Below are 12510 nucleotides of genomic sequence, written 5' to 3' on the forward strand. Positions count from 1 at the left end.
CTCAGCGCTTGAGGAACCACGCGGCCGAGTCAGGCATCAGCTGTCCGTCCTGCAGGGCCTCGGCGGGATCGACGCTGTAGATCGCGGCGGCGTAGTCCTCGGGGACATCCACCGCGGTCTCGCCCAGGTTGGCCAGCACGAGCACGACCTGCTCGGGCATCCGTTCCCCGGAGTCGAGATCGTGCCCGTGCTGCCCGCCGCCGGTGGTGACCGAGAAGGCCAGCACCCCGTGCTCCGGGCTGTGCAGTCGGGACCAGGCGAAGGCGCCGGTGCCCAGGTCCAGTTCCCCGCGGACGTCCAGCAGCTGCCGGTACAGCTCGAAGGTCGAACCGGCGACGCCGACCTGCCGGTCCGCCGCATAGGTCCCGAACGACTCCGGTTGGGGCAACCAGGGTGCCGCGGGAGCGCCCGCCGCCGGGCCGGCGTCGTGCCCCTGCCTTTCTCCGGATCCGGCGCTGAAGCCGAACCCGGGTGAGCCGGCACGCCAGGGCATGGGGACGCGGCAGCCGTCCCGGCCCTTCTCCGCGCCCTCGGTGCGGACGAAGGTGGGGTCCTGGCGCAGGGAGCCCTCCAGCGTGGTGTGCTCGGGCAGGCCCAACTCATCACCCTGGTAGATGTAGGCGGAGCCGGGCAGGCCGAGCTCGATCATCGCCGCGGCCCGGGCCCGCTTCCAGCCCAACGCCTCATCCGGCTGCTCGTCATCGGCTCCGATCCCCGAGGGATAGCGCGTGGGGTCCGTGAGCCCGAAGCGTGAGGCATGCCGGACCGTGTCATGGTTGGAGAGCACCCAGGTGTTGGACGCGCCCACCTTCGCCGCCTCCTGGAGGGATCCCGTGATCGCGTCGGACAGGCGCACGGCGTCCCAGCCGGCCAGTAGGAACGTGAAGTTGAACGCCTGGTGCATCTCGCCGGGGCGGACGTAGCGGAACAGCCGCTCGAGCGGGGCGACCCAGGCCTCGGCCACCAGCAGCGGATCGTGGTCATACTCGGCCAGGACCCGGTTCCAGTCCCGGTAGATCGCGTGGACCCCGTCCTGGTCGTGGTACGGGACCGGATGGGCGTGGTCGTCCGGGTTGTCCTCGGGGTGGCCGGCCACGTCCTCTCCGGCGTCCGTGACCATCCCCGGCCGCACGGCATGGTCCGGGAGGCCCTCGGCCTTGACCAGGCCGTGCGCCACATCCACGCGGAAGCCGTCCACGCCGCGGTCCAGCCAGAACCTCAGGATGTCCTCGAACTCGTCGCCGACCTCCGGGTTCTCCCAATTCAGGTCAGGTTGCGAGGAGTCGAACAGGTGCAGGTACCAGTCCCCGGGTGTGCCGTCCGGATTCCGGGTCCGCGTCCAGGCGGGCCCGCCGAAGGTGGACTGCCAGTTGTTGGGCGGCTGGGCGCCGTCCGGCCCTCGCCCGGGACGGAACATGTAACGGTCCCGGGCCGCACGGCCCTGCTCGGTCGCCGGATCGGCGGCCAGCGCCTCGGCGAACCAGGGATGCTCGGAGGACGTGTGGTTGGGGACCAGATCCACGATCACCCGGAGCCCGGCCTCGTGGGCGGCCTCCAGCAGCCGCTCGGCGTCGGCCAGGGTGCCGAAGCGGGGGTCCACGTCCCGGTAGTCCGCCACGTCGTAGCCGCCGTCCCGCTGCGGGGAGACGTAGAACGGGGAGAGCCAGATCGCATCCACGCCGAGCTGCTGCAGGTGTGGCAGCCGGGAGATGACCCCGGCAAGGTCCCCCATGCCGTCCCCGTCCGCATCCGCGAAGGACCGGGGATAGACCTGGTAGATCACGGCGTCCACCCACCAGGGGTTCACCGGATGGTTGCGTGCCTCGGACGGTGGGGTGCTCAGCGGTCCCGTGGTCATGGGGTCAGCCTAGTGTCACATCCGGCTGTGAGGGCCGGCCGGTCTGCGAGGAACCCGGGCTGCAGGGTGCCCGGGCGGCGGCGGCCGCCGTCAGCCCTGACGACGCTTCGCGGCCTGCCGGTCGGCCTTCTTCTGTTCCTTCTGGCGCCTGCGGTGGGCCTTGATGATCCTGGCCCGCTCGATCGTGTCCATGTCCCCGGTGATCCCGAGCCGTTCGTTGTAGTCCTCGATCCGCTCCACCTCGCGATCGAGCAGGCTCTTGTCCCGCAGCCCGGCGACCTCGTCCTCACCGACGAGTCGGGCGATATCGGTCAGGGCCCGTTGACGTCGTCTGGAGTCCGGGGCTGCCTTGACGCGTTCGACCTCCCCCATGGTCCACGGCGTGGCGCCCCGGTTGTTCCGGGCGGCCCAGGTGCGGAACCACCGCGGCGTCCAGGCCAGGGGCCACCACAGGAAGGACAGCACCACCAGGGCCAGGGGGATGAGCACGACGTTCCACGTGGCGACGCGAGCCCCTTCCATGCGGGTGGCCTCGAAGAACACCGAGGGCAGCGCCGTCAGCAGCGTGATGCCGATCATCAGGAGCATGAACGGCCAGGTGTTGTGCTTGGCGATCTGGAAGGGGAGGGGCGGCAGCACGGCCCAGGTGCGGCTGTCCCCGTTGAGGCACCGCCAGGCGATGTAGAACAGCAGGGCAGCGGCCCCGCCGACGAGGACGAGCATCCCCAGATAGGCGGGGGTGGTCAGGACGGTGCGCAACACCATGACGGGTCCTTCGGGTCCGGGCACCTAGGGCTGTGACCTGTTCTGCCGTTCAGCCTCGTGCTGTGCGAGCTTGGCCTTGAGCTCCTCCGTGCGTTCATCGAAACGGGTCTTGGGGGCGGTCCCCGGCAGCCCGGTCAACTCCCAGGCCTTCTCGGAATCCTGGCCGGACCAGCCGATGTCACTGCCCAGCGCGGCGCGGGAACGGTCGTCGGGGGCGTCGGTGAGGGCTTGTGCTGCTTCCTCCAGTGGCCAGGGGGAGACCTGGGGGGATTGCGGGTGGCGGGCCCACCGCTGGTACCAGTCCGGGGTGAGGGCGAGGGGCCAGGTGAAGAAGGACAGGACCACGAGGGCCAGGGGGACGAAGGCCGGCCAGGACCAGATGAACTGCCGGCCGGCCTCGTTGCCGAGGGCCTCGAAGACCGTGGCCACGGCGAGCATGACGAAGAACAGGCCGAAGCCGAGGATCATGAACGGCCAGGTGTTCCGGTGGGAGATCTGGAACGGGATGCCGGACGCGACCACCCAGCGGCGGTGCCGTCCGTTGAGCTGGCGCCAGGTGATCAGGAACAGGCCGGCGGCCACCAGCAGGCTGGCCACCACCCCACCCCAGGCGATGGCCGCATCCACACCGCTTCCGGTGGAGACAGTCGTGGCGGTCAGCGGCATCGCCGCCGTGGCGGCGGGGTGGATGGTCAAGGGGAGCCCTCCGGGTGGTGGATGTCAGGGGGTCAGAGGATGCGTGCTCAGCTCGCCCGGCCCAGCTGCCGCACCGGTAGCCAGCGCCGCACCATGCGGTGGTTGGCCACCACGGCCGCCTCGGCGTCGCCCTCCTCAAGGGCCTCGATCGCGGTGCGCACGTCGAACGGGGAGTCGTCCGGCCACACCAGCCGGGCCAGGCCGCCGTAGTCCAGCTCCACCATGGAGTCCGGGTGGAAGGACTCCAGCCAGGACACCAGGAGCGTCAGGTCATGCAGGAGGTCCATGTCCGGCGCGTGCAGGGACAGCACGACGGCGGCGCGCCGGGCCCGCTCCAGGGCCAGTCCCAGCGGGACGGTGATGCGCACGGTGTCCGGGGCGGCCGGGTCCCCGAGCACGCTCACCCGGTCCTGCTCCTGGACCAGCGCGAACCATCCGGCGGGCACACCCCAGACCGCCGTGCGGGTGTGCACCTGGTGCAGTTCCTCGCTGTCCGTGAACTCGAGCCGTTCGGCGAGCCGTTCCGCGTTGGCCTCGCGGGCCGCCTGCGGGACCAGCGTCTCGAAGATCTGCGGGCGCAGTGACTCGGTGAGCTGCTCGGCGGCGAGCTCACAGCGCAGGGCCATCTCATCCGGGCAGAAGAACTCGGAGAGCGGGGCGGCGGGGGCCTCGGGGGCGTCCCCCGCCCCGCCGGACCCACCGACTCCGGTGCGCCCGCCGCCTGCGGTGCCCGGGCCGGCGTCGTTCCCCGATGCCGGGACCCGCAGCACCCGGACCAGGTCCCGGCCGTGCGGGAACGGGTCGGTGACGTCACGCAGCAGGCGCCGCCGCGCCCGCTGGCCGGCCTCGGCCTCGGTCTCCCCGCGCGATCGGCTCCGCGCCCGCTGGTACTGGGCCTGGACGGCGTCGGGAAAGGCCGCGAGCGGCTGGTAGACGCGCAACTCGGACTGGTACTGCATGCGCGGCCGGCTCAGGACCCGAGGTCCACGACCACGGGGGCGTGGTCCGAGGCGCCCTTGCCCTTGCGTTCCTCGCGGTCGATCCAGGCGTCCGTGACGGAGCCGGCGAGGGCGGGTGAGGCCAGCACGAAGTCGATGCGCATGCCCTGTCTCTTGGGGAAGCGCAGCTGGGTGTAGTCCCAGTAGGTGTAGGTCCCGGGGCCGGGGTGGCGGGGGCGGACCACGTCCTGGAAGCCGGCCTCCTCGAAGGCGTGGAAGGCGGCCCGCTCCGCGGGGGAGACGTGGGTGAGTCCCTCCTCGATGAAGTACTGGATGTCCCAGACGTCCTCGTCCTGCGGGGCGATGTTCCAGTCGCCGGTCAGCGCCAGGCGCAGGTTCGGGTTTGCGGCGAGGTCCGCGGCGGCCTGCTCCTTCAGCACGTGCAGCCACTGCAGCTTGTAGGGCATGTGCTCGTCCTGCAGGCCGCGGCCGTTGGGGACGTAGAGGGACCACAGGCGGACGGCCTCGTCCCCGGAGCCCACGGTGGCCGCGATCGCCCGGGCCTCCTGCACGGGGTCCACGCCGCCCTTGCCGAAGGCCGGCTGGCCGGCGAAGGTGCGCTCCACGTCCGCCAGGCCCACGCGGGAGGCGATGGCGACGCCGTTCCACTGGGAGAAGCCGAAGTGGGCGACCTCGTAGTCCATGCGCTCGAAGAGCTCCCACGGGAAGTTCTCGTCCTTGCACTTGGTCTCCTGGATGGCCAGGACATCGACATCGGCGCGCTCGAGCCAGGACTCGACACGGTCGGCGCGGGCACGGAGGGAGTTCACATTCCAGGTGGCGATCTTCACCCCGCCAGCCTAACGAACCTCGATCCGCCCCCGGGCTTTCGGCCGGAGGGGGTGTACAGGAGGCGCCGAGGTTGCTAGGTTAGTTACACAAGTAATGAACCAACCTACCGACTGACCGTGAGGGAGCGCCGCATGGAGATGGATGCCTCGCAGCCGATCTTCCGCCAGCTGGCGCTCCGGATCGAGCAGGGGATCGTGGACGGGACCTACCCGGAGGAGACCCAGGTCCCCTCCACCACCGAGTTCTCCGTCTTCCTGCGGATCAACCCGGCCACGGCGAACAAGGGGATCAACCTGCTGGTGGATGCGGGGATCCTCTACAAGAAGCGGGGGATCGGCATGTTCGTGGCCCACGGGGCCCGGCAGCAGCTGCTCAGCTCGCGCCGTGAGGCCTTCACCCAGCAGTACGTCCGCCCGCTCCTGGCAGAGGCCGCCCGCCTCGAGATCTCACCGGAGGATCTGTCCGGGATGATCCACCGCACTGCAGCCAAGGGCGCACCCGCCCCGGACCTCACCTCCACCGCCCGACCCACCCTGTAGGGGGAACCATGCACGCCACGCCCCAGACCGCCGCCGGCCTCCGTCCCGGCCCAGCCGCAACCACGGGCGGCAGCACGGCCGCCGCCCTCAGCCACGCCGCCCGGCCGATGCCCGCCGGGCAGCCCCTGGACCCACAGGCCGCCGTCAGTGTGCGCGGGCTGCGCAAGTCCTTCGGCCGCAAGGACATCCTGCACGGCCTGGACTTCGATATCCCCGAGGGCTCGATCGTCGGGCTGCTGGGCCGCAACGGTGCCGGAAAGACCACCGCCCTGTCCATCCTCTCCGGTCAGGACGCCGCCACGGCCGGTGAGGTCTCCGTGCTGGGGCGGCGCCCCTTCGAGGACCCCACCACCGCCTCCCGGCTGTGCTTCGCCCGGGAGAACCAGAAGTACCCGGAGTCCTTCAAGGCCGCGCACGTGCTCAAGGCCGCACCCTGGTTCTTCGAGCACTGGGACCAGGGCTTCGCCGAGCGGCTGGTGCGGATGTTCCGGCTGCCGGTGGAGACCAAGATCCAGAAGCTCTCCCGAGGGCAGCTCTCCGCGGTGGCGATCGTGGTCGGCCTGGCGGCACGGGCCCCGCTGACGTTCTTCGACGAGCCCTATCTCGGCCTGGACGCCACGGCCCGCCAGCTGTTCTACGACGTGATGCTGCAGGACTACCTGGAGCACCCGCGCACCATCGTGATGTCCACCCACCTGATCGATGAGGCCGCGGACCTGCTGGAGAAGGTCCTGGTGATCGACGACGGCCGGATCCTCATGGACGCCGACGCGGACACCGCGCGCAGCGCCGCCTTCTCCCTCTCCGGCCCCGCGGCCGCCGTCGGGCAGGTCTCGGCCGGCTGGACCGCCCTGCACCAGCGCAGGATCGGCGGACTCGCCTCGAGGACCCTCGCCGGGCAGCCCGACGAGGCACTGACCGCCGCCGCTGCCGAGTACCACCTGGAGATCGGCCCCGTGGGGCTGCAGGACCTGGTGGCCGCCATCGGATCCCGGCCCACCGACTCGACGGGCGTCACCGACCCCGCCGCGGAGACCTCCGTAGAGACCACAGAGGAGCAACGATGAGTACCGCAACCCTGAGCCACGCCGCAGACCTGCCGGCCACCTCTGCACCCGGTGAGAGCGGGATGCACCGCGTCCTGCGCATCGTCCGGCTGCACTACGTGGACCGCATGCAGATGATCTGGGTGCCGGTCATCATGCTGGCCTCCGTGGCCGCCGTCTGCGTGATCATCATGGTGGTCCTGCAGGCCTTGACCCCGGCGACCGGCGAGCAGCTCTCCGAGGGGTTCCGCTACAACCAGGCCGCCCTGTGGTCCTGGCCGGGCTTCATCGTGACCATCGGTGTGTACGCCTACGCCCGCACCATGCCCTTCGCCATCGGCATGATGGGGTCCACCCGACGTCACTACTGGGCCGGGACCGCGCTGTGGATCCTGGTGCAGTCCGCGTACCTCGCGGCCCTGGTCGGCGTCTTCCTGCTGCTGGAGCAGGCCACCGACCACTGGTTCACCGGCACCCGGATGTTCGATGTCTACGCGCTCGGGGACGGGCACCTGGGCCTCACCCTGCTGTTGAGCTTCGCGATCGCCGCGGCGTGCCTGTCCGTCGGCGCCGGCCTGGCGGCGGTCTACCTCCGCTGGGGCCAGTACGGGGTCATGGCCGGGATCGCCGCACTGCTGGTGATCATCCTCGGGGCCCTCGCGCTGGTGCTGGCCTCCGAACTGGATGTGGCGACCTTCTTCGCCACGAACCTCATCCAGAAGGCCTCGGCGCTGCTGCTGGTGATCGCCGCCCTCGCCACGGCGGTCTCCTGGGCCGTCATGCGGCGGGTGCCCGTCGGCCGGTAGCGCCCCGGTCCGCGCGGGGGCTGAACACGCTGCGCCGGCGGACCGGCCCCGCGGAGGCCAGCCGGTCCTGGAAGTTGAAGCCGGTCCTGACGGCGACCCGGAGCCACAGCGCCTGGGGCGCCGCGGCATGGACGGCCCCGAGCTGGGCGGTCACCGAGGGCACCCGCAGCACGTGGGTGATGACGAAACGGTGCACTCCCCGGTGACCGAAGACGGGCTCCCCATCGCGGTCCAGATGGAGGTAGATCAGGTCCCGGGGCCGGGTGTGGGGCGGGAGCTCGCCGGTCTGGCGGACCAGCTCGAACAGCTGGTCCAGCCGCTCGTACCGGCGCATGACGTCATCCCGGGTGGCCATCCCGTCCGCGAGTGCCGGGCCGTACTGGCGGATGCGCCCCAGCTGGAGCTCGACGGCCCCGGTGTCCTCCCAGTCCACGCCGTCCCGCCAGTGCTGCAGGGCCGCGCGCGCCAAGGGATTGGTGGAGAAGTGGTGGTGCTGGAGGTCCCAGTCGCCGGCCACCACGGTGCCGTGGTGGGTGGCGGGGGCGAACGGGCCGTAGGACCGCGTGACATCACCCGGGGAGAACACCACCTGGTGTTCCAGGGGTCTTCCCCTGAGAGGTCTGGTGAAACGCATTCTCTGAGTATCGGGTGAATTCCATGAGAATACGGTGAGTACAGCGTGAGACTTCTTGACGTCCCAGGTCAGCGCCACCACTCGTCGAGGATCGTGACCGGCGTGGTGCGCTTGTGCCGTGAGCGCAGGTAGACCGACTCCAGCTTCTGGGCGGCCTGCTCCGGGATGGCCCGGCCCTCGAGGTAGTCGTCGATCGTGTCATAGTCCAGGCCCAGCTCGGCCTCGTCGGTCTGGCCCGGCTTGCCGTCCAGCAGGTCCGCCGTCGGCACCTTGGCCCAGAGCCTCTCGGGCGCACCGAGGTGCTGCAGCAGGGCCCGGTTCTGGCGCTTGTTCAGGCCGAACAGCGGCAGCACGTCGGCGCCGCCGTCACCGAACTTCGTGAAGAACCCCGTGACGGATTCGGCGGCCTGGTCGGTGCCGATCACCAACAGGCCATGGTCCCCGGCCACCGCGTACTGGGCCACCATGCGCACGCGCGCCTTGACGTTGCCCTTGTTGAAGTCGGAGATCTGCTGGCCGGTGGCGTCGGCGAATTCGGCCTCGAAGCCGTCGACGGCCGGGGCGATGTCGTAGGTGACGGCCGGGGCGCCGCCGATGAACTCGAGGGCCGCCTGGGCGTCGTCCTCGTCATGCTGCACGTTGTACGGCAGTCGGACCGCCACGAACTCCGTGTCGACGCCGTCCGCGCGCAGTTCCTCCACGGCCAGCTGGGCCAGGCGCCCGGCCAGGGTGGAATCCAGACCGCCGGAGATGCCGAGGACGAACCCCCTGGCCCCGGCGGCCCGGAGATAGTCCTTCAGGAACGCCACCCGTGCGGCGACCTCGGCGGCCGGATCGATCTCGGGACTGACGCCCATCTCGGCGATGATGGCCCGCTGTAGTTCACGCATGGTCCCAGCCTAGAGCCGTTCAGCCGCGCTGCCAGCCGAGATTCCCGGCCATGGTCCGCAGGGAATCCACCACCACGTGGTACTCGTCCTCGCTGATCCCCTCGGTGATCTCGGCCCGCAGCTCCTCCACCACGGCGGCCACGCGCTCGCCGGAGGTCCGCCCCGTGCTGGTGAGGGTGTACAGCTCACCCTCCGTCACGAGCCAGCCGGATTCCACGAGCTCGTCCAGGTGCTCCTCCAGCGTCCCGGGGCCGTCCTCGGAGACGGCCGCCGCCGGGGCCAGGGAGCCGCCGAGCTCTTCGGTGGTCTGAGGGCGCTCGGTCAGCGCATTCATCAGCTGCCACTGCGCGCGGGTCAACCCGTGCTCGGCCAGCGACTCGTTGACCCGGGTGGTCAGCAACGAGTCCACCAGGGTGATCCAGTAGCTGAGCATCTGTTCGGCGGAACGACCGGCGGGGGCATCCTGTTCGGTGGGCTCACTCATGCCACCACCCTAGGAGCGCCCCGGCGGAGAATCCAGAGTCCGTGAATCTAGGATGGTGCCATGACTTCACAGACCCAGGACCGTGCCCGCCTGCTGGAACTGATCAGGGAACTGGCCGTGGTCCGGGGCCGGGTGACCCTGTCCTCCGGCCAGGAGGCCGACTACTACATCGACCTGCGCCGCATCACCCTCCACCACGAGGCCGCCCCCCTGGTGGGACGCGTCATGCTGGCCCTGCTGGACGAGGCCGGCATCGGCGCCGAGGCGGTGGGCGGGCTGACCATGGGCGCCGACCCGGTGGGCACCGCCATGCTCCACGAGGCCGGCCGCCAGGGCCGCGTCCTGGACGCCTTCGTGGTGCGCAAGGCACAGAAGTCCTACGGCATGGGCCGCCAGGTGGAGGGCCCGGCCGTGCAGGGCCGCCCCGTGGTGGTCCTGGAGGACACCTCCACCACGGGCGGTTCCGCGCTGACCGCCGTGGAGGGGGTGCGTCAGGCCGGGGGCGAGGTGCAGGCCGTGGCCGTGATCGTGGACCGGGACACCGGTGCGGCCGAGCGGATCGAGGCGGAGGCCGGAGTGCGGTACCTCTACGCCTTCGGCAAGGACGAGCTCGGCCTCGACTGACTCCTCACCTCCCATCACGAGAGCGGCAACTGTCGATTTCACCGGCGTGTCTCGACCTCAACTGCGGCCGTGATGGTGGTGGGGCGGGGCTACCGTGGAGCCCATGAGTGAATCCCGCGTGTTCAAGCCCGCCGACACCGTCCAGACCGCACCCGTGGTGGTCCTCGGGCTGGTCGGCGGATTCCTGACGGGCCGCGAGACGGGCAACCGTCCCCTGGCCGGCGTCCTCCTCGCCGCCGCCGGAGTCTACGCGGGCCGTACGTGGGCCGCCAAGGGCGGCGCGGCCACCACCGTGGCGCTCTCCGCCGTCTACCTCGGCGGCTTCGGCGCCTCCCACCCCCTCGCGAAGAAGATCGGCGCCTGGCCCGCGGTCCTGTCCGTGACGGCAGCCTCGGCCCTCGCCTCCTGGGCGCTCGTCGACCGCAAGCAGTGAGGCCCGACGCCGGCCCGGGCGCCCCGGGTGCGCCGGTGCCGGATCCGGGGGTGCCGGAGAGCCGGGAGGCACCCGGGGAGACCGCGCAGACCGGGCCGGTGGCCGACGTCGTACCCGGGATGGAGACCGGGCCCGAGCGCGAGGTGGGCGTGGGGCCCTGGGAGGGCGACTGGCCCGAGGGCGAGCACTGGGACCCGGAGCTGCTGCGGGACGGTGACCGGCGCAACGTCGCGGACCAATACCGCTACTGGTCGCTGGAGGCGATCGTGGCCGAGCTGGACACCCGGCGGCATCCCTTCCACGTGGCGATCGAGAACTGGCAGCACGACCTGAACATCGGCACCGTGGTGCGCACGGCCAACGCCTTCAACGCCGCCGGGGTGCACATCATCGGCCGGCGCCGCTGGAACCGCCGCGGGGCCATGGTCACGGACCGCTACCTGCACGTGCACCACCACCCCACGGTGCAGGACTTCACGGACTGGGCCGCTGCAGAGGGGCTGGCGGTGATCGGCGTGGACCTCTTCGACGACTCCGTGCCGCTGGAGACCTACGAGCTGCCCGAGCGGTGCGTGCTGGTGTTCGGCCAGGAGGGGCCCGGGCTGTCGGAGGAGGTGCACGCGGCGGCCGAGGCCACGCTGTCGATCGCGCAGTACGGCTCCACCCGGTCCATCAACGCGGGCGTGGCGGCGGGCATCGCGATGCACGCCTGGATCCGCCGCCACGCCACCCGGGAGATCTGAGGGCAGAACGAACCGGTTCGTTCTGCCCTCAGAGTCCTGACGCCGCTGTAGGCGCGCGGGCGGATGGATAGGATGGAGGAGGACAGGCCGACCACCGTGGCCCGCTGCCACCAGACGCCCCGAACGCCAAGGAGCCTCCATGCCCATCGCTTCCCCGGACCAGTACGCCGAGATGATCGACTCCGCCAAGAGCGGCGGCTACGCCTATCCGGCGATCAACGTCACGAGCTCCCAGTCGCTGAACGCCGCGATCCGCGGGTTCGCGGAAGCGGGCTCGGACGGCATCATCCAGGCCTCCACCGGTGGGGCGGCCTACTTCTCCGGCTCCTCCGTCAAGGACATGGTGACCGGTTCGCTGGCCATGGTGGCCTTCGCCCGCGAGGTCGCGAAGAACTATGACGTCACCATCGCCCTGCACACGGACCACTGCCCCAAGGACAAGCTGGACGGCTTCGTGATGCCGCTGCTGGACGCCTCCGCGGCCGAGGTCAAGGCCGGGCGGGACCCCTTCTTCAACTCCCACATGTGGGACGGCTCCGCCGAGCCCCTCGAGGAGAACCTGCGGATCGGCCGCGAGCTGCTGGCCCGCACCCACGCGAACAAGCAGATCCTGGAGGTGGAGATCGGCGTGGTGGGCGGCGAGGAGGACGGCGTGGCCCACGAGATCAACGACAAGCTCTACACCTCCGTGGCGGACGGCCTGGCCACCATCGAGGCCTTGGGCGCCGGGGAGCACGGCCGCTACATCACGGCCCTGACCTTCGGCAACGTGCACGGCGTCTACAAGCCCGGCAACGTGAAGCTGCGCCCGGAGATCCTGGCGGAGATCCAACGGGAGGTCGGCGCGAAGATCGGCCGGGACCGCCCCTTCGATCTGGTGTTCCACGGCGGCTCCGGCTCCTCCCAGCAGGAGATCTCCGATGCGGTCTCCTACGGCGTCATCAAGATGAACGTGGACACGGACACCCAGTACGCCTTCACCCGCCCGGTGGTGACCCACATGTTCAAGAACTACGACGGCGTGCTGAGGATCGACGGCGAGGTCGGCAACAAGAAAATGTACGACCCCCGGACCTGGGGCGCCCTGGCCGAGACGTCCATGGCGGAGCGTGTGGTCCAGGCCTGCACCGAGCTCGGCTCGGCGGGCCAGTCCATCAAGTAACCGGTATCCCCGGGCCCCTCCGGCCCGGACCCGGCCGACG

At 70.8% G+C, this 12510-nt stretch carries 15 protein-coding genes; 7 read left to right on the forward strand and 8 right to left on the reverse strand.

Annotation, left to right across the window (positions count from 1 at the left end; genetic code table 11):
* Position 1 precedes the first annotated feature (1 nt).
* The 5 genes from AB0K08_RS12045 to AB0K08_RS12065 form a co-directional block, all read right to left on the reverse strand.
* A complete protein-coding gene (locus AB0K08_RS12045; protein WP_363354743.1) occupies positions 2–1858 on the reverse strand; it encodes a glycoside hydrolase family 13 protein in 1857 nt (618 codons plus the stop codon).
* Between the two features lie 90 nt (positions 1859–1948).
* Positions 1949–2623, reverse strand: a complete 675-nt coding sequence (locus AB0K08_RS12050; protein ID WP_363354745.1) for a hypothetical protein — start codon at positions 2621–2623, stop codon at positions 1949–1951.
* 24 nt (positions 2624–2647) lie between these two features.
* The gene (locus tag AB0K08_RS12055; protein ID WP_363354747.1) at positions 2648–3319 is read right to left on the reverse strand and encodes a hypothetical protein; all 672 of its coding nucleotides are present in this window, start codon (positions 3317–3319) and stop codon (positions 2648–2650) included.
* 47 nt (positions 3320–3366) lie between these two features.
* Entirely contained in the window at positions 3367–4278 is a 912-nt protein-coding gene (locus AB0K08_RS12060) for a hypothetical protein (protein WP_363354749.1), read from the reverse strand.
* Between the two features lie 11 nt (positions 4279–4289).
* Positions 4290–5108, reverse strand: a complete 819-nt coding sequence (locus tag AB0K08_RS12065; RefSeq protein ID WP_363354751.1) for an exodeoxyribonuclease III — start codon at positions 5106–5108, stop codon at positions 4290–4292.
* Positions 5109–5246: 138 nt separating this feature from the next.
* Here AB0K08_RS12065 and AB0K08_RS12070 point away from each other — a divergent pair, with 138 nt between their 5' ends.
* From AB0K08_RS12070 to AB0K08_RS12080, 3 genes are read left to right on the forward strand one after another with little or no spacing between them, the layout of a single operon-like run.
* On the forward strand, positions 5247–5648 hold the full coding sequence (locus AB0K08_RS12070) for a GntR family transcriptional regulator (protein WP_363354946.1): 402 nt from the start codon (positions 5247–5249) through the stop codon (positions 5646–5648).
* Between the two features lie 8 nt (positions 5649–5656).
* The gene (locus AB0K08_RS12075) at positions 5657–6715 is read left to right on the forward strand and encodes an ABC transporter ATP-binding protein (protein WP_363354753.1); all 1059 of its coding nucleotides are present in this window, start codon (positions 5657–5659) and stop codon (positions 6713–6715) included.
* Positions 6712–7500, forward strand: a complete 789-nt coding sequence (locus AB0K08_RS12080; protein ID WP_363354755.1) for a hypothetical protein — start codon at positions 6712–6714, stop codon at positions 7498–7500. Before AB0K08_RS12075 ends, AB0K08_RS12080 begins: the two co-directional genes overlap by 4 nt.
* Here the strand turns inward: AB0K08_RS12080 and AB0K08_RS12085 are convergent.
* From AB0K08_RS12085 to AB0K08_RS12095, 3 genes are all read right to left on the reverse strand, one after another.
* The gene (locus tag AB0K08_RS12085) at positions 7472–8089 is read right to left on the reverse strand and encodes a hypothetical protein (RefSeq protein ID WP_363354757.1); all 618 of its coding nucleotides are present in this window, start codon (positions 8087–8089) and stop codon (positions 7472–7474) included. The two genes, AB0K08_RS12080 and AB0K08_RS12085, sit on opposite strands and share 29 nt — an antisense overlap.
* Before the next feature lie 113 nt (positions 8090–8202).
* Positions 8203–9024, reverse strand: coding sequence for an ammonia-dependent NAD(+) synthetase (gene nadE / locus AB0K08_RS12090; protein ID WP_363354759.1), 822 nt, complete (start codon positions 9022–9024; stop codon positions 8203–8205).
* 19 nt (positions 9025–9043) lie between these two features.
* Positions 9044–9508: a MarR family winged helix-turn-helix transcriptional regulator gene (locus AB0K08_RS12095; RefSeq protein ID WP_363354761.1), complete on the reverse strand. Its 465-nt coding sequence runs from the start codon at positions 9506–9508 to the stop codon at positions 9044–9046.
* 60 nt (positions 9509–9568) lie between these two features.
* On the opposite strand from AB0K08_RS12095, the gene pyrE reads away from it, so the two are divergent.
* The 4 genes from pyrE to fbaA all read left to right on the forward strand — a co-directional run bounded on the left by pyrE (position 9569) and on the right by fbaA (position 12470).
* Positions 9569–10132 (forward strand): orotate phosphoribosyltransferase, encoded by a 564-nt coding sequence (gene pyrE, locus AB0K08_RS12100; RefSeq protein WP_363354763.1) that lies wholly within the window; start codon positions 9569–9571, stop codon positions 10130–10132.
* A 103-nt stretch (positions 10133–10235) separates the two neighbouring features.
* Positions 10236–10565, forward strand: a complete 330-nt coding sequence (locus tag AB0K08_RS12105; RefSeq protein ID WP_363354765.1) for a hypothetical protein — start codon at positions 10236–10238, stop codon at positions 10563–10565.
* 119 nt (positions 10566–10684) lie between these two features.
* Entirely contained in the window at positions 10685–11308 is a 624-nt protein-coding gene (locus AB0K08_RS12110) for an RNA methyltransferase (protein ID WP_363354948.1), read from the forward strand.
* Between the two features lie 139 nt (positions 11309–11447).
* Positions 11448–12470 carry a class II fructose-bisphosphate aldolase gene (gene fbaA / locus AB0K08_RS12115; protein ID WP_363354767.1) on the forward strand — a complete coding sequence of 341 codons (1023 nt, stop codon included), beginning with the start codon at positions 11448–11450 and terminating at the stop codon, positions 12468–12470.
* Positions 12471–12510 lie beyond the last annotated feature (40 nt).

The sequence above is a fragment of the Citricoccus sp. NPDC055426 genome (assembly GCF_040677445.1).
Lineage (GTDB): Bacteria > Actinomycetota > Actinomycetes > Actinomycetales > Micrococcaceae > Citricoccus.

Excerpts from the sequence above, each read along its gene's own strand:
- AB0K08_RS12095 (WP_363354761.1), bottom strand. The coding sequence starts at position 9,508 with ATGAGTGAGCCCACCGAACAGGATGCCCCCGCCGGTCGTTCCGCCGAA.
- AB0K08_RS12105 (WP_363354765.1), top strand. The coding sequence starts at position 10,236 with ATGAGTGAATCCCGCGTGTTCAAGCCCGCCGACACCGTCCAGACCGCA.
- AB0K08_RS12080 (WP_363354755.1), top strand. The coding sequence starts at position 6,712 with ATGAGTACCGCAACCCTGAGCCACGCCGCAGACCTGCCGGCCACCTCT.
- AB0K08_RS12070 (WP_363354946.1), top strand. The coding sequence starts at position 5,247 with ATGGATGCCTCGCAGCCGATCTTCCGCCAGCTGGCGCTCCGGATCGAG.
- AB0K08_RS12045 (WP_363354743.1), bottom strand. The coding sequence starts at position 1,858 with ATGACCACGGGACCGCTGAGCACCCCACCGTCCGAGGCACGCAACCAT.
- AB0K08_RS12060 (WP_363354749.1), bottom strand. The coding sequence starts at position 4,278 with ATGCAGTACCAGTCCGAGTTGCGCGTCTACCAGCCGCTCGCGGCCTTT.
- nadE (WP_363354759.1), bottom strand. The coding sequence starts at position 9,024 with ATGCGTGAACTACAGCGGGCCATCATCGCCGAGATGGGCGTCAGTCCC.
- AB0K08_RS12110 (WP_363354948.1), top strand. The coding sequence starts at position 10,685 with ATGGAGACCGGGCCCGAGCGCGAGGTGGGCGTGGGGCCCTGGGAGGGC.
- pyrE (WP_363354763.1), top strand. The coding sequence starts at position 9,569 with ATGACTTCACAGACCCAGGACCGTGCCCGCCTGCTGGAACTGATCAGG.
- AB0K08_RS12075 (WP_363354753.1), top strand. The coding sequence starts at position 5,657 with ATGCACGCCACGCCCCAGACCGCCGCCGGCCTCCGTCCCGGCCCAGCC.
- AB0K08_RS12050 (WP_363354745.1), bottom strand. The coding sequence starts at position 2,623 with ATGGTGTTGCGCACCGTCCTGACCACCCCCGCCTATCTGGGGATGCTC.
- fbaA (WP_363354767.1), top strand. The coding sequence starts at position 11,448 with ATGCCCATCGCTTCCCCGGACCAGTACGCCGAGATGATCGACTCCGCC.